Origin of the sequence: Actinomadura sp. NPDC023710 (assembly GCF_040639875.1) — a bacterium.
Classification (GTDB): Bacteria; Actinomycetota; Actinomycetes; order Streptosporangiales; family Streptosporangiaceae; genus Spirillospora; species Spirillospora citrea.
In genome coordinates this window covers 110,231-129,793 of sequence record NZ_JBFAGB010000021.1, presented here as the reverse complement: position 1 = coordinate 129,793, position 19,563 = coordinate 110,231, and the positions used below count along the sequence as shown (strand labels likewise).

At 75.9% G+C, this 19,563-nt stretch carries 21 protein-coding genes; 16 read left to right on the top strand and 5 right to left on the bottom strand.

The window, feature by feature from the left end; translation table 11 throughout:
• Positions 1 to 4: 4 nt before the first annotated feature.
• Positions 5 to 199, top strand: a complete 195-nt coding sequence (locus AB0H37_RS24450; protein WP_360615381.1) for an IclR family transcriptional regulator C-terminal domain-containing protein — start codon at positions 5 to 7, stop codon at positions 197 to 199.
• Here AB0H37_RS24450 and AB0H37_RS24445 read toward each other — a convergent pair.
• Entirely contained in the window at positions 196 to 1,092 is an 897-nt protein-coding gene (locus tag AB0H37_RS24445; RefSeq protein WP_329090466.1) for a LysR family transcriptional regulator, read from the bottom strand. The genes AB0H37_RS24450 and AB0H37_RS24445 overlap by 4 nt on opposite strands.
• An 85-nt stretch (positions 1,093 to 1,177) precedes the next feature.
• Between AB0H37_RS24445 and AB0H37_RS24440 the strand changes: the two genes are divergently transcribed.
• From AB0H37_RS24440 to AB0H37_RS24400, 9 genes are all read left to right on the top strand, one after another.
• A complete protein-coding gene (locus tag AB0H37_RS24440) occupies positions 1,178 to 2,236 on the top strand; it encodes an aminotransferase class V-fold PLP-dependent enzyme (protein WP_360615379.1) in 1,059 nt (352 codons plus the stop codon).
• A gap of 83 nt (positions 2,237 to 2,319) precedes the next feature.
• Positions 2,320 to 3,345, top strand: a complete 1,026-nt coding sequence (locus AB0H37_RS24435; RefSeq protein WP_329090470.1) for an NAD-dependent epimerase/dehydratase family protein — start codon at positions 2,320 to 2,322, stop codon at positions 3,343 to 3,345.
• Between the two features lie 37 nt (positions 3,346 to 3,382).
• Positions 3,383 to 4,078, top strand: coding sequence for a glycosyltransferase family 2 protein (locus AB0H37_RS24430; protein ID WP_360615377.1), 696 nt, complete (start codon positions 3,383 to 3,385; stop codon positions 4,076 to 4,078).
• Positions 4,075 to 4,734, top strand: a complete 660-nt coding sequence (locus tag AB0H37_RS24425) for a TIGR04282 family arsenosugar biosynthesis glycosyltransferase (protein WP_360615375.1) — start codon at positions 4,075 to 4,077, stop codon at positions 4,732 to 4,734. The genes AB0H37_RS24430 and AB0H37_RS24425 overlap by 4 nt, the downstream gene beginning before the upstream one ends.
• Positions 4,731 to 5,369 carry a class I SAM-dependent methyltransferase gene (locus AB0H37_RS24420; protein WP_329090475.1) on the top strand — a complete coding sequence of 213 codons (639 nt, stop codon included), beginning with the start codon at positions 4,731 to 4,733 and terminating at the stop codon, positions 5,367 to 5,369. The genes AB0H37_RS24425 and AB0H37_RS24420 overlap by 4 nt, the downstream gene beginning before the upstream one ends.
• On the top strand, positions 5,366 to 6,520 hold the full coding sequence (locus AB0H37_RS24415; protein WP_360615373.1) for a molybdopterin-dependent oxidoreductase: 1,155 nt from the start codon (positions 5,366 to 5,368) through the stop codon (positions 6,518 to 6,520). The genes AB0H37_RS24420 and AB0H37_RS24415 overlap by 4 nt, the downstream gene beginning before the upstream one ends.
• Positions 6,517 to 6,993, top strand: a complete 477-nt coding sequence (locus AB0H37_RS24410; protein ID WP_360615371.1) for a hypothetical protein — start codon at positions 6,517 to 6,519, stop codon at positions 6,991 to 6,993. The genes AB0H37_RS24415 and AB0H37_RS24410 overlap by 4 nt, the downstream gene beginning before the upstream one ends.
• Complete coding sequence (locus AB0H37_RS24405) at positions 6,990 to 8,408, top strand: hypothetical protein (protein ID WP_360615369.1); 1,419 nt, start codon at positions 6,990 to 6,992, stop codon at positions 8,406 to 8,408. Before AB0H37_RS24410 ends, AB0H37_RS24405 begins: the two co-directional genes overlap by 4 nt.
• A gap of 57 nt (positions 8,409 to 8,465) precedes the next feature.
• On the top strand, positions 8,466 to 9,068 hold the full coding sequence (locus tag AB0H37_RS24400) for a DUF6058 family natural product biosynthesis protein (RefSeq protein ID WP_360615367.1): 603 nt from the start codon (positions 8,466 to 8,468) through the stop codon (positions 9,066 to 9,068).
• A 28-nt stretch (positions 9,069 to 9,096) separates the two neighbouring features.
• Here the strand turns inward: AB0H37_RS24400 and AB0H37_RS24395 are convergent, their stop codons facing one another.
• Entirely contained in the window at positions 9,097 to 9,921 is an 825-nt protein-coding gene (locus AB0H37_RS24395) for an SDR family oxidoreductase (protein WP_360615365.1), read from the bottom strand.
• Positions 9,922 to 9,992: 71 nt separating this feature from the next.
• Here AB0H37_RS24395 and AB0H37_RS24390 point away from each other — a divergent pair, with 71 nt between their 5' ends.
• Positions 9,993 to 10,850 (top strand): LysR family transcriptional regulator, encoded by an 858-nt coding sequence (locus AB0H37_RS24390; protein ID WP_360615363.1) that lies wholly within the window; start codon positions 9,993 to 9,995, stop codon positions 10,848 to 10,850.
• 111 nt (positions 10,851 to 10,961) lie between these two features.
• Complete coding sequence (locus tag AB0H37_RS24385; protein WP_360615361.1) at positions 10,962 to 11,420, top strand: DoxX family protein; 459 nt, start codon at positions 10,962 to 10,964, stop codon at positions 11,418 to 11,420.
• Positions 11,421 to 11,531: 111 nt separating this feature from the next.
• On the opposite strand, the gene AB0H37_RS24380 is transcribed toward AB0H37_RS24385, so the two are convergent.
• Positions 11,532 to 12,590 carry a beta-ketoacyl-ACP synthase 3 gene (locus AB0H37_RS24380; RefSeq protein WP_360615359.1) on the bottom strand — a complete coding sequence of 353 codons (1,059 nt, stop codon included), beginning with the start codon at positions 12,588 to 12,590 and terminating at the stop codon, positions 11,532 to 11,534.
• Positions 12,591 to 12,741: 151 nt separating this feature from the next.
• On the opposite strand from AB0H37_RS24380, the gene AB0H37_RS24375 reads away from it, so the two are divergent.
• The 3 genes from AB0H37_RS24375 (at position 12,742) to AB0H37_RS24365 (ending at position 16,302) form a co-directional block, all read left to right on the top strand.
• Positions 12,742 to 13,773 (top strand): acyltransferase domain-containing protein, encoded by a 1,032-nt coding sequence (locus tag AB0H37_RS24375; protein ID WP_329090492.1) that lies wholly within the window; start codon positions 12,742 to 12,744, stop codon positions 13,771 to 13,773.
• Entirely contained in the window at positions 13,770 to 15,584 is a 1,815-nt protein-coding gene (locus tag AB0H37_RS24370; protein ID WP_329090493.1) for an acyl-CoA dehydrogenase, read from the top strand. Before AB0H37_RS24375 ends, AB0H37_RS24370 begins: the two co-directional genes overlap by 4 nt.
• Positions 15,585 to 15,726: 142 nt before the next feature.
• Positions 15,727 to 16,302, top strand: a complete 576-nt coding sequence (locus AB0H37_RS24365) for a TerD family protein (protein WP_089313140.1) — start codon at positions 15,727 to 15,729, stop codon at positions 16,300 to 16,302.
• 77 nt (positions 16,303 to 16,379) lie between these two features.
• Here AB0H37_RS24365 and AB0H37_RS24360 read toward each other — a convergent pair whose 3' ends face one another.
• A complete protein-coding gene (locus AB0H37_RS24360; RefSeq protein WP_329090496.1) occupies positions 16,380 to 16,802 on the bottom strand; it encodes a RidA family protein in 423 nt (140 codons plus the stop codon).
• A 4-nt stretch (positions 16,803 to 16,806) separates the two neighbouring features.
• The gene (locus AB0H37_RS24355) at positions 16,807 to 18,567 is read right to left on the bottom strand and encodes a class I adenylate-forming enzyme family protein (protein WP_360615356.1); all 1,761 of its coding nucleotides are present in this window, start codon (positions 18,565 to 18,567) and stop codon (positions 16,807 to 16,809) included.
• A 188-nt stretch (positions 18,568 to 18,755) separates the two neighbouring features.
• Here AB0H37_RS24355 and AB0H37_RS24350 point away from each other — a divergent pair, with 188 nt between their 5' ends.
• Positions 18,756 to 19,535, top strand: coding sequence for an HAD-IIA family hydrolase (locus AB0H37_RS24350; protein ID WP_089313137.1), 780 nt, complete (start codon positions 18,756 to 18,758; stop codon positions 19,533 to 19,535).
• Positions 19,536 to 19,563: the final 28 nt, after the last annotated feature.

Sequence of the window (19,563 nt, the reverse complement as noted above, 5' to 3'; positions counted from 1 at the left end):
CACCGTGGCCGCGCCGATCCGCGACGGCGGAGGGCGCGTGTTCGCGGCCGTCGCGCTGCAGGGCCCCTCGGTGCGGTTCGGCGACGACCGGATGCCCGCCCTGGCCGAGGCCGTGCCGGCCGCCGCGAGCCGCCTCACCGACCCGCACCGCCACCTCTCCCAGCCGCCCCCGCCCCGTCCCAGCCTTCGCCCGCCCTAACCCGTTGCGCCGGGGGCGGCGGCCAGTTCGTCCAGCAGCGCCGCCACCGCGGGCGGCCGCGGACCCGCCGCGACGACCGCACTGATGCGGCGGCTGCCGACGTCGCGCACGTCGGGGAACGCCACGCCAGGCTCGGTGTGCAGGCCGAGCGCCAGCCCCGGCAGCGTCGTCACGGCCAGGCCCCGCGCGACCAGGCGCTGGATCGCGACATGGTCCTCGGTGGCGAACGCGATGTCGGGGACGAACCCGGCGCGCGCGCACGCCCACCGCAGATGGTCGCGGCACCGCGCGCAGCCCGACGCCCACGTCTCCCCGGCCAGGTCCTCCAGCCGCGGCGGCTCCGCCGACGCCAGCGGATGCGCCGCCGGAACCAGCAGCCGCAACGGGTCCTCGCACAGCACGACCTCCCGGAACCGCGCGTCGGTCTCGGGCGGCATGGACACGTGCCGGAACACCACCGCGACGTCGGCCTCCCCGGCCCGCAGCAGCGCCAGCGCCTCGGGCGGCTCGGCGTCCACCAGCGTCACCGACACCCCCGGCGCGCGGGCCCGCAGCCGGGCCAGGGCGTCGGGCATCAGCCCGCCCGCCGCCGTGGGGAACACCGCGGCCCGCACCCGGCCGGCGCGCAGCCCGGCGATCGCGGCGATCCGCTCCTCGGCGTCGCCCATGCGGGCCAGCACGTCCTCGACGTGCTCGACCAGGACCCGGCCCGCCTCGGTCAGCCGCACGCCCCGGCCGTGCCGGACCACCAGAGGGGTGCCGACCTCGGCCTCCAGGCGGGCGATGTGATGCGACACCGCGGGCTGGGTGTAGGCCAGGGAGCGGGCGGCGGCGGTCATCGACCCGAGCCGCGCCACCTCGCGCAGGATCCGGCCCCGGTGCAGGTCCAGCATCGCCGCAAGGTATCAACGCTGCTGATGGGACGCCAAGAAATCAGTACTTTGTGCTATGGCGCGCCGGTGCTCCACGATCGGGGGCATGACCCTTTCCCTGCCAGAGGCGCAGCGCGAGTTCGGCGCCGGCGTCGCCTTCCTCAACACCGCCACCTACGGGCTGCCGCCGCGCGCCGCGCACGAGGCGATGCTCGCCGCCGAGCACGACCGGGCCGCCGGGCTGCTGGAACGCGGCGACCTGGACGCGGCGGTCACCCGGTCCCGGGAGGCGTTCGCGCGGCTGCTCGGCGTCCCGGCGGATCGGGTCGCGTGCGGCCCGCAGGTGTCCTACTTCACCGGGCTGGTCGCGGCATCACTGCCCGCCGGCGCCGAGGTGGTCGTCGCCGACGGCGACTTCACCTCGCTGCTGTTCCCGTTCGCCGCCCGCCCGGACCTGAGCGTCCGGTCGGTGCCGCTGGAGCGGATCGCCGAGCGCATCGGCGCGGGCACCGGGCTGGTCGCGGTGTCGGCGGTGCAGTCCGCCGACGGCCGCATCGCCCCCATGGAGGAGATCATCGAAGCGGCCCGCGCGCACGGGGCCCGCGTCCTGCTGGACGCCACCCAGGCCGCCGGATGGCTGCCGCTGCCCGCCGACCGCGTCGACTGGCTGGTCGCCGGCGGCTACAAATGGCTGCTCGGCCCGCGCGGGACCTGCTTCCTGACCGGCACCCGCGAGGCCCTGGACACCCTGCCCGCCATCGGCGCCGGCTGGTACGCCGGCGCCGACATCTGGGACTCCATCTACGGGCTGCCGCTGCGACTGGCCGACGGCGCCCGCCGCCTGGACCTGTCCCCGGCGTGGCAGTGCTGGGTCGCGCAGGCCCCCGCACTGGACCTGCTGGAACAGGTCGGGATCCCCGCGATCCACGACCACGACGTCGCGCTGGCGCGCCGGTTCGCCGCCGGGCTCGGCCTCCCCCAGGGCGACTCGGCCATCGTGTCGGTGCCCGTCCCGGACGGCGCCGCCGACCTGCTGCGCCGCAACGGCGTCGTCGCCACCGTGCGCGCCGGGCGGCTGCGCTGCGCGTTCCACCTCAGCACCACCGAGGCCGACGTCGACAAGGCCGTCGGGCTGCTCGCCCCGCTCGTCCCCGCCGCCGGGTGAAGTTCTTACAAGGTTCGAACAAGGTATCTTGACCGGCCCGTCCGGGCGGTCCCGGCCGCACCGCGCGCCCTACGTTCGTGCGCATGAACGTACTGCTCACCGGGTCGGCCGGGTTCATCGGCTCGCACATCGCCGAGGCACTGACCTCCGCCGGCCACCGCGTACGCGGGCTCGACACGCGCCCCGACGGGCTCGGCGACCCGCCCGCCGACGTCCGCGACGCCGCCGCGGTCGCGCGCCGGCTGGAGGGCGTCGACGCCGTCTGCCACCAGGCCGCCAAGGTCGGCCTCGGCGTGGACGTGTCCGACCTGCCCGACTACACCTCCGTCAACGTGCAGGGCACCGCCGTGCTGCTGGCCGAGATGGCGCGCGCCGGCGTCGGCGTCCTGGTACTGGCCTCCTCGATGGTCGTCTACGGCGAGGGCGCCTACACCTGCGCCGTCCACGGCCTCGTCCGCCCCGGGCCCCGGCCGGAGGACGCGCTGCGCGCCGGGCGGTTCGAGCCGCCGTGCCCGGCGTGCGGGGAGCCGCTCGCCCCCGGCGCCGTCGGCGAGGAGACCCCGCCCGGCCCCCGCAACGCCTACGCCGACACCAAGCTCGCCCAGGAGCACCTGGCCGCGTCCTGGGCGCGCGCGGCCGGCGGGACCGTCGCCGCGCTGCGCTACCACAACGTCTACGGACCGCGGATGCCGCGCGACACCCCCTACGCCGGCGTCGCGGCGATCTTCCGGTCCCGGTTGATGGACGGGCGGGCGCCGCTGGTGTTCGAGGACGGCGCGCAGCGCCGCGACTTCGTCCACGTCCGCGACGTCGCCCGCGCCGGCGTGCTGGCGCTGGAGCGGGCCGCGGACGGGCCGCCCGAGCCCGGCGGCCTGCGCGCCTACAACATCGCCAGCGGCGATCCCCGCACCATCGGCGAGATGGCCGGCGCCCTCGCCGACGCGTTCGGCGGCCCCCGGCCCCGCGTCACCGGGGACTACCGGCTCGGGGACGTCCGCCACATCGTCGCCCGGCCCGACCGCGCCCGGCGCGAGCTCGGTTTCCGCCCGGCGGTGCCGTTCGCCGAGGGCATGGCCGAGTTCGCCCGGCCGCACGTCACCAGTTCGTAAGGGTCGCCGCCCTGTCACCGAAAGTAGCGTCTGAGCTGTGATCGATGTGGTTCTCCCGTGCCTGAACGAGGCCGAGGCGTTGCCCTGGGTGCTGGACCGGATGCCCGAGGGGTTCCGGGCCCTGGTGGTCGACAACGCCTCCACCGACGGCTCCGCGCGCGTGGCCGCCGAGCACGGCGCCCGCGTCGTCGCGGCGCCGCAGCGCGGCTTCGGCGCCGCCTGCCATGCCGGGCTGCAGGCCGCCCGGACCGAGGTGGTGTGCGTGATGGACGCCGACGCCTCGCTGGACCCCGCCGACCTGCCCCGCCTGGTCGCCGCCCTCGGCGACCTGGAATCCGGCGGCCGGAGCCTGTCGCCGCCGAGCCCGTCGCCGCCGGGTCTGGTGCTGGGGCGGCGGCGGCCGACCGGGCCGGGCGCGTGGCCGCCGCACGCCCGGCTGGGCAACGCCGTGCTGGCCCGGTCGCTGAACCGGCGCGCCGGGACCCGGCTGCGCGACCTCGGGCCGATGCGCGCCGCCCGCCGCGACGCCCTGCTCGGCCTCGGCCTGCGGGACCGCCGGTTCGGCTACCCCCTGGAAATGGTGCTGCACGCCGCCCGCGGCGGGTGGCGGATCGGAGAGATCGACGTGCCCTACCGGCCGCGCACCGGCGCCTCGAAGGTGACCGGGACCCTCGGCGGGACGGTCCGCGCCGTCCGCGACATGCGCCGCGTCCTGGCGGAGGTCGCCCGATGACCGGCGCACCCACGCCCGGTGACGCCGACCTCCTCGTCATCGCCAAGCAGCCCGTCCCCGGGCGGGTCAAGACCCGCCTGACGCCCGCCTACACCCCCGCCGAGGCCGCCGTGCTCGCCGAGGCGTCCCTGCGCGACACCCTCGCCGCCGTCGCCGCCGCACCGGCCCGCCGGCGGATCCTCGCGCTCGCCGGCGACCCCGGGCCGTGGCTGCCGGACGGCTTCACCGTCATCGCCCAGCGCGGCGGCGGCCTGGACGAACGCCTCGCCCACGCCTTCGCCGACGCCTACACGGGCCGCCCGCTGGTCCTGATCGGCATGGACACCCCCCAGGTCACCCCCGCGCTCCTCGACCGCGCCCGGCGTGCGCTCGGCCGCCGCGACGCGGTGTTCGGACCCGCCCGCGACGGCGGGTTCTGGCTGCTCGGGCTGCGCCGCCCCGCCGCGGCGCTGCTGCGCGGCGTCCCGATGTCGCGCCCCGACACCGGCGCGGTCCAGCTCGCGCGGCTGCGCGCCGCCGGCCTGCGGATCGCGACGCTGCCCGAACTCACCGACGTCGACACCCCCGCCGACGCCGCGGCCGTCGCCGCGGCCGCGCCGGGCGGCCTGTTCGCCGCCGCCGTAGGGGCCCTCGGTCACCGGACCGTCCCGGCATGATCGGCGAACTGTACGAGGAGGCGCTGCGGGGACGCGCCCCGGTGGAGATCGAGCACGCCGACGGGCGCCGCCGGCCGCTGCCGGTGCACGACTGGCTGGCCGTGCGGCCCGGCGACGGCGGGCTGCTGGACCGCTGCGCCGGCGCCACCCTGGACGTCGGCTCGGGACCGGGCCGGCTGACGGTGGCGCTGGCCCGCCGCGGCCTGCCGGTGCTCGGCATCGACCTGGCCCCCTCCGCGGTCGCGCTGACCGTCGCGGCGGGCGGTCCGGCCCTGTGCCGCGACGTGTTCGGCCGCGTGCCCGGCGCCGGGCGCTGGCGCACCGTGCTGCTCGCCGACGGCAACATCGGCATCGGCGGCGACCCCGCCGTACTGCTGCGCCGCGTCCTGGCGCTGCTGGCGCCCGGCGGGCAGGTGCTCGCGGAGGTCGGGCCGCCCGGCTCGTCCTCCCGGGTCGAGCCGCTGCGGCTGCGGCTGCGCTCGGACCGGTCGGTCGGCGAATGGTTCGCCTGGGCGCACGTGTCCGCCGACGCCGTCGCCGGGCTGGCCGCCAGGTGCGCCGCGACCGTCACCGAGTCCTGGGAGGACGCCGACCGGTGGTTCGTCACCCTGCGTTCCGGGGACGCGCGCCCATGAGACCCGCACTCGACCGGTACAGGCCGCCCGCGCCCACCGCCGTGCTGCGCGGGATCCCGGGACGGTTCACCAGCCGCCTGCACGACGAGCGGGTCGCCTCCTGGCTCGGCATCGCCCTGGGCGTCAGCGTCCTGGTCTCCTTCGGGACCGGACTGGTGAGCCACTTCATGCAACAGCCCGCCGGGTGGATGCTGTGGCCGTCGCGGCCGGTGAACCTGTACCGGGTCACCCAGGGCGTGCACGTCATCGGCGGGCTGGCGACCGTCCCGCTGCTGCTCGCCAAGCTGTGGACGGTCTACCCGCGGCTGTGGCAGTGGCCTCCGGTCCGCTCGCTCGTCCACGGCGCCCAGCGGCTGCTGGTGTTCGTCCTGGTCGGCGCGGCGCTGTTCCAGTTCGTCACCGGGGTGCTGAACGTCGCCTACTGGTACGCGTTCCGGTTCTACTTCACCACCGCGCACTACTGGACGGCCTACATCCTGGTCGGCGCGCTGGTCATCCACATCGCCGACCAGTGGGCCAAGGCGCGCCGCACCGTGATGACCCGCCCCCAGGACGGCGTCGGACGCCGCGGCTTCCTGCTCACCGTCGCCGGCGCGAGCGGCGTCGTCGCGCTCACCACGGTGGGGGAGGCGGTCACACCGCTGGCGCCGCTGGCGGTGCTGGCGCCCCGCCGCCCCGGCACCGGGCCGCAGGACGTCCCGGTCAACAAGTCGGCCGCCGCGACCGGCGTCACCGTCCAGGCCCAGGACCCCCGCTGGCGCCTCACCGTCACCGGCCGGGTCGCGCGGGAGGTCACCCTGTCCCTGGCCGACCTGCGCGCGCTGCCGCAGCACACCGCGCGGCTGCCCATCTCCTGCGTGGAGGGCTGGAGCGTGGAGGCGTCCTGGCGGGGCGTGCGGCTGCGCGACGTCCTGCGCCTGGCCGGTGTCGACGACGACGCGCAGGTGCGGGTCGAGTCGCTGGAACGCCAGGGCCTCTACCGGACCTCGCAGGTCGCCCCGCCGCACTGGCACGACCCGCTGACGCTGCTGGCCCTCGGCATGAACGGGGCGCCTCTCGCCCTCGACCACGGCTACCCCTGCCGCCTCATCGCCCCGAACCGGCCCGGAGTCATGCAGACCAAGTGGATCCAAGGGCTGGTGGTGTCGTGAACGCCGGGACCGCCTCGAAGGCGGCGGCGTACACGGCCGGCCTGGCGCTCATCGCCGTCGGGCTGCGCGGGATCGTGGACCAGGTCCCCCTCGCCCAGTGGGCGAAGTGGTTCGCCGGGGCGGCCGTCCTGCACGACGCCGTCCTGGTCCCGGCGGTGCTCGCCGCGGGGACGCTCACCGGCCTCGTGCCCGCCGGCCGGCGCATCGTGCGCGCCGCCCTGGTCATCGGCGCCTGCGTGACCGTGGTCGCCATCCCCGTCGTGCTGGGCTATGGGCGCCGCGCCGACGAGCCGTCGCGGCTTCCGCTGCCCTACGGCCGCAACCTGGGGATCGTGCTGGGCGTCATCGCCGCCGCGGCGGCCTGCGCCCTCGTGGTCCGCGCGGTCACCGCACGCCGCGGGGCCGGGCGCGCATCCGGGCGCGGTGGGGCGACGCGCGCCCCGCGCCACTCCCGGAAGGAGGCGCGGCGGTGACGCTCACCGAGGCGCACGGCCGGGAGAAGGCGGCCGGGAGGCCGGCGCGACGCGGATGGCCGGGGTGGGTCGCCGTCGCGGTGTGGGCGGCCGGGATCGCGGCGGCGTTCGCCGTGGGCTGGTACCTGCGGCGCGCCGGTCTGGCCACCGAGGACCCGCTGCCGCCGCTCCACGCGCGGGCGCGGGGGTGGCCGCCGACGTGGCGGCTCCTGCCCGCCGCCGCCGTGGCGGCCCTGGCCGTGGCGGCGCTGCCCGCGCTCGCGGCCCGGCTGCCGTGGCGGGCGCTGCCGCCGGTCGCGTGGGCGGCCGCCGCCGCGTGGACGGTGGCCCTGGCCGTCTCCGACGGATGGGACGCGCTCGCCCGGCCGCTGGACGCCCCGACCGAGTACCCGGCTGGCCTGGCGCAGGTGCGCCCCGATCCGCTGGCCTGGCTGCAGACCTTCACCGAGCGGCTCGGCGGCTACACCACGCACGTGCGGGGGCATCCGCCGCTGCCGATGCTGGTGCTGTGGGCGCTGGAGAAGGCCGGTCTGGGCGGCACCGGGTGGGCGGCGGCGTTCATCATCGCGGCCGGGACGTCGGCGGCGGCGGCGATCGCGGTGACGGTGCGGTGCCTGGCGGGGGAGCGGACGGCGCGGGCCGCGGTGCCGTTCCTGGCGCTGGCGCCGCTGGCGGTGTGGATCGCGACGGCGATGGACGCGTTCTTCCTGGCCGTCGCGGCCTGGGGCACGGCCCTGCTCGCGCTCGCCGCGCGCGGCGCGGGCGACCGGGCGCTCGTCCAGGCTGCGGCGGGCGGGCTGCTGCTCGGCTGCCTGCCGTATCTGAGCTACGGGCTGCTGCCTCTGCTCGCGGTGCCGCTCGCGGTCGTGATGCTGGGCCGTCCCCGGGCGCGGGTGCTCGCGGCCGCCGCCGCCGGGCTGGTGGTGATCCCGGCCGCGTTCACGCTGCTGGGGTTCTGGTGGCCCGACGGCGTCCGCGCCACCCTGGACACCTACCTGCTCAGCCGCGGATCCGCGCAGCGCTCCTACGCCTACTTCGTGTTCGCGAACCTGGCGGTGCTGGGCCTGCTGACGGGCCCGGCGGTGGCGCACGCGCTGCCGCGCACGCTGGCACAACTGGGCCGCGGCGCCCTGTGGCGGGATGTGCTGAGGCGGGAAGCGCCGGGGCGGGGGGCGCGGTCCCGTGCGGTCGAGCCTGCGGCGGCGGTGGCGGTGCTGGCGGGTGCGGCGCTGCTCGCCGTGCTGGTCCTGGACGCCTCCGGCGTCACGCGCGGCGAGGTCGAGCGGATCTGGGTCCCGTTCGCCGCCTGGCTGACGGCCGCCGCCGCCGTCGACCGCCCCCGGGTGCGGGCGTGGCTGGCGGCGCAGGCGGTGACCGCGCTGGCCGTGCAGGCGCTCGTGCTGTCCCCCTGGTAGACGCCGTGCGGTCATGTTTCGGCGAATGCCGAAACGACCCCGGGTTAGCGTCCGCGCATGAGCGACCCCGAAGTGAAGGCGCGGCTGGCGGCGCGGTTCCGGGAGGTCAACGGCGACCACCCGATGACCGCCGACGACGACGCCTACGTCACCGCCTGGTTCACCGACCTGGAGGCCCTGTGCCGCGCCACCGGCCGCGACGCCGACCAGGTGCGGCGGCTGATGCTGGCGGGCAGGCTGCCCCTGCCCGGCTACCTGCGCTCCGACGGCGTGGAGATGGTGCCGTCGGACCTGTTCGGCCTCGCCGAGCAGGCCGGAGGCCCCGACGCGCTGGAGGGCTGGTTCCTGGCTCACTGGGACGACCAGACCACCGCCAGGGAGGAGTGGGCCGCCTACCTGGACGGGCAGTACGTGTGCCTGCGCTCGGTGACGCCCCGCAACATCCAGTGCAAGGACGCCCTGGTCACCGCGATCGAGGCGGCGCCGACCGAGCCGGACGCCGGCACACCGGCGTGGACGCGGCGACTGCACGCCCTGGTCGACGAGCTCGACGCGCTGGAGCCGCCGTTCACCGCCTACGACCGCCTGCGGTTCGCGGGACCGGTGTCACGGGACCGGTGCGTCGACGCCGTGCGCGCCCGCCACCCCCGCGACGCCTGAGGCCCCATCCGCCGTAGCGCCCGGCTCGTCACCAGGGGACGGGGCCGTCGTCGTCGAAGAACCCGCCGGTGGGGCCGTCGCCGTCCAGGGTGGCGAGCCGGATCGCGACGGCGGCGCCCTGCGCGGCGGTGCGGGTGATGGTCCGGCCGCTCGCGCGGGTGAAGTCCACGGCGAAGTCGGTCGCGCACGCACCGGGCGCGGCGGCGTTGACCAGGATCCCCTCCTGCCGCAGCCGCTTGGCGTACTGGATCGTCAGCATGTTCAGCGCCGCCTTGGACGCCGGGTAGGCGGCCGAGCCCGGCACGTCCCAGAAGTAGTGGCCCGGGTCGGTCATGGCGGCCATCGAGGACGTGCCGCTGGAGATGTTGACGATCCGCGCCGCGGGCGCCCGGCGCAGCAGCGGCAGCATCGCGTTGGTCACCCGCATTACGCCGAACAGGTTGGTGTCGAACACGCGGCGCACGGCGTCCATGTCGGCCTCGTCCGGGAGGTGCAGCGCGCCGCCGGAGATGCCGGCGTTGTTGACCAGCACGTCCAGGCGGCCGGGGGACGCGGCGATCGCGCGGGCCGCCGCCTCGACCGCGGCCGGGTCGGAGACGTCGAGGGCGACGGCGCGGGCATCGTGCCCGGCCTCGCGCAGCGACGCGGCCGCCTTCTCGCCAAGGCCGGGGTCGCGGGCCCCGATCAGCACGGTCATGCCGCGTTCGGCGAGGCCTTCGGCGATGGCGCGGCCGATGCCCTTGTTGGCCCCGGTCACCAGGGCGGTCCTGGTGCCGTGAGAAGTGGTGCGGTGGGAATTGGTCTGGTGGGACGTGGTCTGGTGGGAAGTGGTGCGGTCAGGACTGGCGCTCATGTTCTGAAGCCCACCACCGGCGGGGGCGCGGGGGCCAACACCGATCGCGCCGCCATCAATACCCTGGAGGTATGGACGTGGTGGAGACGCGGGAGCTGGCCTACTTCCTGGCGGTGGCGCGGGAGCTGCACTTCGGCCGGGCGGCCGAGGGGCTCGGCATCGCGCAGCCGCCGCTGTCGCGGGCGATCGGCCGGCTGGAGCGGCGCCTGGGCGTGCGGCTGCTGGAGCGCACGAGCCGCCGGGTGACGCTCACTCCGGCGGGGGAGACCCTGCTGGCCGAGGGCGGCGCCGCGCTGGACGCCGTCGCCGCGGCGGTCCGCCGGACGCGGCGCGCCGGCGCCGCCGGGCCCCGGCTGGTCCTGGCGATGAAGCCAGGCGGGGACGGCGGCGGCCTCCTGCCGGAGATCCTGGCCGCCTACGAGCGCGAGCCGGAGGCGCTGCCGGTGGAGATGCTGTTCGGGTACGGGGCGGCGGACGCGTTGCGCGACGGCCGCGCCGACGCCGCGCTCCTGTACGCGCCGCGCCAGGACGTCACCGGCCTGGCCACCGAGGAGCTGATGGAGGAGCGGCAGGTGGTCGTGGTGGCCAGAGGGCACCGCCTGGCGGGCCGCGCCGAGGTCTCGATGGCCGACCTGGAGGGCGAGGTCCTGCCGCGGCGCCCGCACGCGGCGGGCCCCGGCGACGGGCCCGTGATCGGTGACGGCGGACAGCTGATGCAGCTCATCGCGCTCGGCCGGATGGTCGCGGTGCTGCCCGAGTCGATGCGCGGGCTGCTGCGCGAGGACCTGACGGCGGTACCGGTCCGCGACGCCGAACCGACCACGCTCGTGCTCGCCTGGGCCGAGGCGTCTCGGTCCCGGGCCCTGGCGGCGTTCGTGCGCTCCACGGCCGCCGTCGCCGCCGCGTCCACCGCCTCCCACCTGCGCTGACACCACTGCGAAAAACCTCTGGAGAAATCTGGGGCGGGATGTCGATCCGGCGCCCGGCCGTGCGACGCGTCAGTGAAGGCCGATGAGACAGCGCACGAAAGGACCGCCGCCATGAGCGCCCAGACCCCCACCGCCACCCGCGCCACCGCCACCGCTCCCCGCACGACCGGTGCCCACGCCTCCGCCAGGGGCCACCGCACGCTGCGCAAAGTGCTGTGGGGCGCGCAGATCCTGATCGCCGCGTTCCTGCTCATCGCCTCGGCACTGCCGAAGTTCGCCGGGCAGGCCGATGCCGTCAGGACGTTCGAGGAGATCGGCTGGGGCCAGTGGCTGCGGTACGTGACCGGGGCCGTCGAGGCCGCCGGCGCGATCGGGCTGGTCGTCCCGCGGCTGGCGGGGCTCGCCGCGGCCGGGCTGATCGGCCTGATGGGCGGCGCCGTCCTCACCCAGCTGCTCGTGCTGGAGCCGGCGTGGGCGCTGCTGCCCGTCGGGTTCGCGGTCGTGTTCGCCGCCGTCGCCTGGGACCGCCGCGCCGAGTCCCGCCAGGTGCTGCGCCTGCCGAAGCGCTGACCGGGCGCCCGCGCGCGGCGGACGGCCCGCGAGCCCTGCGGCTCGCGGGCCGTCCGCCGTCACGCGCCCGCCTGCGGCCGGGGCGTGTGAAGGGTCAGGGCGTGTGAAAGGTCAGGGCGGTGGCCAGGTGATGAGGGTGTGCCCCCAGGTCAGGCCCGCGCCGAAGCCGGCGAGCAGCACCAGGTCGCCGGGGCCGATCCGCTGCGTCCGCACGGCGCGGTCCAGGGCGTAGGGGATGCTGGCGGCGCCGATGTTGCCGACCTCGTACCCGACGATCGCCAGCTGTTCCGGATCGAGCCCGGCGTCCCCGGCGAGCGCGGCGACCAGCCGCGGGTTGGGCTGGTGCGGGACGACCAGGGCCAGGTCGGCGGGCTTGACACCGGCGGCCTCGGTCGCCTCTGCCACCAGCCGCGGGAAGATCGCGGTGATGAAGTCGCGGACGGCGCGGCCGTCCATGTGGATGGTGTGGCCGAGCCCGGCGAGGGTCTCGGCGCTGGCGGGCAGCCGGCTGCCGCCCGCGGGGATGAGCACGTCGTCGGCGCCCGAGCCGTCCGATCCGAGGGTGATCGGGCCGATGCCGTACCCGGGCGGGGCGGGCCCGACGACCACGGCGGCGGCGCCGTCGCCGAACAGGGCGGCGGTGGCGCGGTCGTCGGGGTCGAGGAACCGCGAGTAGACCTCGACGCCGATGACCAGCGCGTAGGGGGGCGCGCCGCGCTGGGTGGCCAGCCAGCCGATCGCGGTCTGCAGCCCGAACACGAACCCGGTGCAGGCGGCGGAGATGTCGAACGCGGCGGCGCGGCGGGCGCCCAGCATCGTCTGCACCCGGCAGGCGGTGGACGGGGCGATCACGTCGGGCGTGGAGGTGCCGAGCACGATCAGGCCGAGGTCGGCGGCGTCGAGCCCGGCGGCGCGCAGCGCCCGGCCGGCGGCGGCCGCCGCCAGGTCGGAGGCGGCCTCGCCGGGCGCGACGACGTGCCGCCTCTGGATCCCGGTGCGGCGCTCGATCCAGTCCGGTTCCAGGCCCAGCGAGCGGGACAGGTCGGTGCTGTGCACGACGTCGCGGGGCAGGTGGGCGCCGGTGCCGCGGACGGCCCATCCCCGCCCGCCGTCCCGCGCCGCTCCGCTGTCGTCCGCCCGGGCCGGCCGGTGCGTGTCGGGCACGGTCATGCGGGTCCTCCCCCCATCACCGGACTGGCGGTTGTCAGTCCCATCCCATAAGTGAATAATCCCATTTCAGGGTTTTGGTCCATAACTGAGAGCTAAGCGGCCGTTGTCTTAAAGGAAAAGGCAGCCTTCCTTCAAGGTAAGGAGACCCCGCGTGCCCGCACCCCGATTCCTCCCGGCCGAAGAGCTCGAACCCGACGACATCTGCGCCTTCCTGTTCCCCGGCACCGGCTCGGCGGGAGTTCCCGACCTGCCCGCCCTCGCCCGCACCGGACCCGGCGCCGCCCGCGCCGTCGCCGACGTCCTGGACGCCGTGCAGGAGGGCCTGCCCCCCAACGGATGGCCGCGCCTGCGCTCGATCCTCATGGACGATCCGGGAGGCTACCGGGAGGCGGCACGCACCCCCGGCGTCGCCCAGCTCGCCGGCTACGCCGCGTCCGTCGCCGTCGACCGCGCCCTGCGCGCGCACGGCGTCCATCCCCGCTTCGCGGTCGGGCAGAGCTTCGGAGAGATCGCCGCCCTGGTGTGCGCGGGCGCGTTCTCCATCGCCGACGGCGCACGCATGGGCGTGTCCGCCGTCGGCGTCCTGGCCCGTCACGGCGGAGGCGGCGGCATGGGGCTGCTGGAGGCCGGCGAGGACCGCACCCGCGCCTGCATCGAGGCCGCCGGCGAACCGGAGGTGGTCGTCGCGTGCCTGAACGCCCCGCAGGTCACGGTCGTCTCCGGACCCGACGGGCCCTTGGACGCCGTTCTGGACGCCGCACGCGGCGAGGGGGTGAACGCCGTGCGGCTCGCGGTGCCCTACCTGTCCCACCATCCCGTGATGGCCGGCGCCGACGAGGAGTGGTACGCCATGATCCGCGGCTTCCCGCAGCGGCCCCTGGAATTGACGGTCCACTCGCCGGTCCGCGGCCGCGCCTACCGCGACGACGACGACCTGCACCGCGCCATGGCCGACTGCATCGTCAAACCCGTCCGGCTGCCGGAGGCCCTGCGCGCCGTGCACGCGGCGGGGGCCACGGTGTTCACCGAGGCCGGCGCGGGGAACGCGCTGTGCCAGTGCGCGCGGCTGACCCTGCCGGACGCGCGGACGATGGCGCCGCTGCGCGACCGCCCCCGCCACGGGCTGACCGGCAAGGCCGCCCCGGGCGTCACCCCCTCCGGCGAACGAAAGGACCCCTCGTGACCACCGACGCCGACGCTCTGCGGCAGTTCGTGCACGGCTCTTCTCTCGACGCCAAGACACGCGCGCGGCTGGAGGAGGCCGTCCCCGAGGAGTTCTTCACCGTCCCCGGCGGGCTCACCGCGCCCGACCGGCACGCGCTCACCTACGAGCGGCTCCGCCGCGCCGGGCTGGCGGCGCCGCCGGCCGGCGAGCTGCTGGCCGACCCGCCGGCGCTGTGCGCGCTGCTGGAGCGCGCCGCGATCGCCGACCCGCCGCTGTTCCACATGATGCTGCTGCACTACACGCTCGCGCTCGGCCCGATCGTGCGGTTCGGCGCCGGGCAGCGGGAGACGTTGCCGCTGCGCGAGTCGCTGGAGTCGATGGCCTCGTTCGGCACGCTGCTGATGACCGAGGTGGGACGCAGCAACAGCCACCTGTCGCCCCGCACCGTCGCCCGCCACGACCCCGCCACGGGCGGGTTCGTGCTCAGCACCCCGGACGTCCAGGCCGCCAAGTTCCCCACCAACACCGCCCATCCGGACCTGCCCAAGACCGCCGCCGTCTACGCCACCCTCGTCCACGGCGGCCAGGAGCGCGGCGTCTTCGTGTTCGCAGTGCCGCTGCGCGGGCCCGGCGGCGCCGTCCCGCCCGGCGTGCGGATCGTCCCGGCCCCCGAGACCACCGGACTGCAGATCGACTACGCCGCCGTCCTGCTGGAGGACGTCCGCGTCCCCTACGAGGCGTGGCTGCGCGACGGCGCGGGTATCGGCGCCGACGGGGCCTTCCACGACCCGCACGGACCCGCGGCGGCGCGGCTCACCCGGTCGATGGGCATCGCCCCGCCGGTGTGGCGGGCGGTCGTGTCGGCCTCCGCCGCGATCACCCGGGCGTCCGCCGGGATGCTGCTGGCCCACTCGGCGGGCCGCTCCACCCTCGGCCGGCTGGCGCCGCGCCGCCCGCTGACCGACTACCGCAACCAGCAGGAGGCGGTGCTGGGCGCGCTGGCGTCCGCCTACGCCCTCACCGCCGTCGCCGCGCACGTCACCACCCCGCGTCCCCCCGGCGAGGCCGCGGGCGAGGACCCGAACGGGTCGGCGGACGCGGCGGGCGGTCCGGCGACCGCGTGGGCGCCGTGGTCGGCGGTCGACCGGGACCTGGCGCTGCTGAAGGCCGCCGCGACCGTCCAGGCGCAGGAGACGGTGTCGGCGTGCCGGGTGCACAGCGGAGCCCCCGGGTTCGCCGCCGTCGAGCGCCTCAACGCCTACCGGGGCCTGACGCACGCCTACCAGAACGCCGGCGGCGACAACGAGCTCATCCTCTACGACACCGCGCGCGCGATGGCCGACCGCGACCGCTACGTCCCGCCCGAGCCGGAGCTCGGGCCGCCCGACGACGGCGACCTGGACTCCCCGCGCGTGTGGCTGTTCCTGGCGCGCGACGCCGAGCGCCGGATGCGCGACCGGCTCGCCGGACGGGTCGAGGCCGCCCTGCGCGACGGGCAGGACGCCTTCACCGCCTGGAACGGCAACCTGGCGCTGGCCGAGCGGACCGCCACCGCCTGCGCCGACCGGATCATCCTGGAGATCCTCGCCGCGGCCGCCGGCGCCGGGCCGCGGGCGCTCGGGCCCGTCCTGCGCCTGCACGCGCTGGACCGGCTGGAGCGCCGCGCCGCCGTCCTGCTCAACGAGGGGGTCGTCCCGCCGGGGATCCTGGACGAGCTGTGGGCCGCGCGGCGCCGCACGTGCGACGAGCTGGCGCCCCGCGCGGCGGAGCTGGCCGCCGCCTTCGACCTGCCCGCCCCCGTCACCGCGCCCACCGCGTTCCTGGCCTGAGGCCTTGCGCGCGGGAAGAAACGGCACGCCACGCCGCGAATTCGCCAAGGAGGCGGGGGAACCCGCGCAAGGTGACTACCGTTCTCGTTAGACAGACCGCACGCGGGTGATGGCGCCCGCAGCCGATACGGAGGTAGACACAGTGGGAGTCAGTCTGAGCAAGGGCGGCAACGTCTCGCTGACCAAGGAGGCCCCCGGACTGACCGCCGTCGTGGTTGGTCTGGGATGGGACGTGCGGACCACGACCGGTACCGACTTCGACCTGGACGCCAGCGCCCTGCTGTGCTCGGCGGAGAACAAGGTCCTGTCGGATCAGCACTTCGTGTTCTTCAACAACCTCAAGAGCCCCGACGGTTCGGTCGAGCACACCGGCGACAACCTCACCGGTGAGGGCGAGGGCGACGACGAGGCGATCAAGGTGAACCTGAGCGGGGTCCCCGCCGAGATCGCCAAGATCGTGTTCCCGGTGTCGATCTACGACGCCGACAACCGGCAGCAGAGCTTCGGGCAGGTCCGCAACGCCTTCATCCGCGTGGTGAACCAGGCCGACAACAGTGAGATCGCGCGCTATGACCTGTCGGAGGACGCCTCGACCGAGACCGCGATGGTGTTCGGCGAGCTGTACCGCAACGGTGCCGAGTGGAAGTTCCGCGCGGTGGGCCAGGGCTACGCCTCGGGCCTGTCGGGCATCGCCTCCGACTTCGGGGTGAACGTCTGACGCTCTCCGCACGTGGACGGGGCGCCCCCATCGGCGGGGGCGCCCCGTCGCGCGTCCGGCCCGGGAACCGGGTGCCGTCAGCCGGCGGGGACGACCGCGAGGGCCTCGATCTCCACCAGCAGGTCGTCGCGGACCAGGCGCGACACCTCGACCAGCGACGCGGCCGGCGCGACCTTCTCGGGGACGAACTCGGCGCGCACGGCGCGCACGACCGGGGCGCCGCCGGCGTCCCGCAGGAAGTAGCCGAGCCGCACGACGTGCTCCCAGCGGGCGCCGGCGGCGGTGAGCGCGGTCTCCAGATTGGCGAACACCTGCCGGGTCTGGGCCTCCAGATCACCGGGGCCGACCAGGTTCCCGGCCGAGTCCAGCGGGATCTGGCCGCTGATCACCACCAGCCGGCCGGGCACGTCGACGGAGACGGCATGGCTGTAACCGGGGCCGGGCGCCAGGCCCGGCGCGTCGATCTGGCGGTGGGCGGGGCGCGGTTCGTCGCTCGTCACAAGATCACGATACCGGCGGGCGGTCGAGCAGCTCCTCGCGCAGCCGGGTCTTGAGGATCTTGCCGCCGGGGTTGCGGGGCAGGCCCTGCTCCCGGAACCACACGTGCGCGGGCACCTTGAACGCGGCGATCCGCCCGGCCAGGAACTCGCGGAGCTCGCGCCCGGACACCGCGGCGCCGGGGCGCGGCACGACCACCGCGCCGACCTCCTCGCCGAGCACCTGGTGGGGGACGCCGATCACGGCGCAGTCGGCGACGGCGGGATGCTCGTAGAGGGCGGACTCGACCTCGGCGCAGTAGATGTTCTCGCCGCCGCGGATCAGCATGTCCTTGGCGCGGTCGACGATGTAGACGAACCCGTCGGCGTCCAGGCGGGCCAGATCGCCGCTGTGGAACCAGCCGTCCACGAACGCCGCGGCGGTCGCGTCGGGCTTGTTCCAGTAGCCCTTGATGACGTTGGGCCCCTTGATGAGCAGCTCGCCGACCTCGCCGGTCGGCAGCTCCTCCCCGGCGGGCCCCACGACCCTGACGTCGCAGACCGCGACGGGCGGGCCGACGCTCTCGGGCCGCTCCAGGTAGTTCACGCCGCCGTTGTAGGTGGTGACCGAGGAGGTCTCGGTGAGGCCGTAGCCGTTGCCGGGCATCCGCTCGGGCAGCCGCTCCTTGATCTTGTCGACGAGGGCGGGCGCGGCCGGCGCGCCGCCGTAGCTGACGCCGGTGAGGCTGGAGGTGTCGAACTCGCCGAAGTCGGGGGAGGTCAGGACCTGCCAGGCCATCGTCGGGACGCCGCCGAACCCGGTGACCCCCTCCCGCTCGATCAGCTCCAGCGCCGTGCGGACGTCCCACTTGTACATCAGCACCACGGTGCCGCCCTGCAGGGCGCTGGACACCAGCACCGAGTGGCAGCCGGTGGCGTGGAAGAACGGGACGCTCAGCAGCGTCACGCGCGGCTGCGGCGCCGCGAGCTCCTCGACCGTGCGGCCGGCGCGCACCCCGGCCGACATGATCCCGTAGGCGAGGCTGACGGGGTTGCCGGCGATGTTGCGGTGCGTGCCGAGGGCGCCCTTGGGCCGTCCGGTGGTGCCGGAGGTGTAGAAGATCGTGGCCTCGTCCTCCGGGTCGAGCGGCACGTCGGGCAGCGGCACCTCGGGTGGGGACGCCTCGGAAGCGGACGCGGAGGTCGGATCGCCGATGACGTCCTCGAACACCTCCGTGCCCGCGGGCGCGGCGCCGCCCGCCCGCGCGACCAGGCACGCCACGCCCAGGCCCGGCAGCACGCCGGCGAGCCGCTCGGCGCGTTCGTCGTCGGCGACCAGGACCTTGGCGCCGCTGTCGGCCAGCCCGTACTCCAGTTCCCCCGCGCTCCACCAGGCGTTGAGCGGGACCACGACGGCTCCGGCGACGGCGGCGCCGAAGAACGCCACCGACCACTCGGGGTAGTTGCGCATGGCGATCGCGACCCGGTCGCCCTTGGCGATCCCGTACCGCTCGACGAGCCGCCGCGCGAACGCGGCCGCCCGCGCGTGGTGCTCGGCGAAGGTGAGCCGGTCGTCCCCGTAGACCAGGAAGTCCTTGTCGCCGTGGAGGCGGGAGATCTCCAGGACGTCGCGCAGGGTGGCCGGGGCGTTCTTCCACACGCGGGTCCGCACGCCGCGGATGCGCGCCTCGGCCATCTCGAACAGCTGCCCCGGCGCCGTCATCGCGGCTCTGACCTCGGCGATGCTCGCCGGCCGCCGCCCGGTGTCCTGCACGTTCCGGTCCTGCACGTCGCGCCTCCCGCGGGGTGGGGGCGCACCGCCGGGCGGCCCGTCCGCCGAACATGATTCGGTGCGCCGTGTCCGAAAATGTATGGTCCGCGTCACACGCAGGTCAACGCCCCGGCGCCGCGGGCCCCCGGGGAGACCGGTCCGGGCGGACGGTCCCAGGGAAGATCCCTGCCTGCGACAATGGGGGCATGACCGAGCGCAAGCCGATCGAGTACTGGCTGTCGGACATGGACGGCGTCCTCGTGCACGAGGGCCGTCCCGTCCCCGGCGCCGAGGAGTTCGTCCGCCGCCTGGCGGCGTCCGGAAAGCCGTTCCTCATCCTGACCAACAACTCGATCTACACCCGGCGGGACCTGTCGGCGCGCCTGGCGGCGGCCGGCCTGGCCGTCCCGGCCGAGTCGATCTGGACCTCGGCGCTGGCCACCGCCCGCTTCCTGGCCGACCAGCGGCCCGAGGGCTCGGCCTACGTGATCGGCGAGGCGGGACTGACGACGGCGCTGCACGAGGCGGACTTCGTCCTCACCGACATCGACCCCGACTACGTGGTGCTCGGCGAGACCCGCACCTACAGCTTCTCCCAGATCACCCGCGCGATCCGGCTGATCGAGGGCGGCGCCCGGTTCGTGGCGACCAACCCCGACCCGATCGGCCCGTCTCCGGAGGGCTCGCTGCCGGCGTGCGGCGCCGTCGCCGCGATGATCACCCGGGCGACGGGCGTGGAGCCCTACTTCGTCGGCAAGCCGAACCCGCTGATGATGCGCACGGCGCTGAACGTGGTCGGCGGGCACAGCGAGAGCACCGCGATGATCGGCGACCGCATGGACACCGACATCGTCGCGGGGGTGGAGGCCGGGCTGGAGACGATCCTGGTGCTGACCGGCGTCACCCGCAAGGACGAGATCGCCCGGTTCCCGTTCCGCCCGCACCGCGTCGTGGCGTCCATCGCCGACCTCATCGAGCTCGTCTGACCGGCGTCCGGGCCCGGCCGTAGACTCG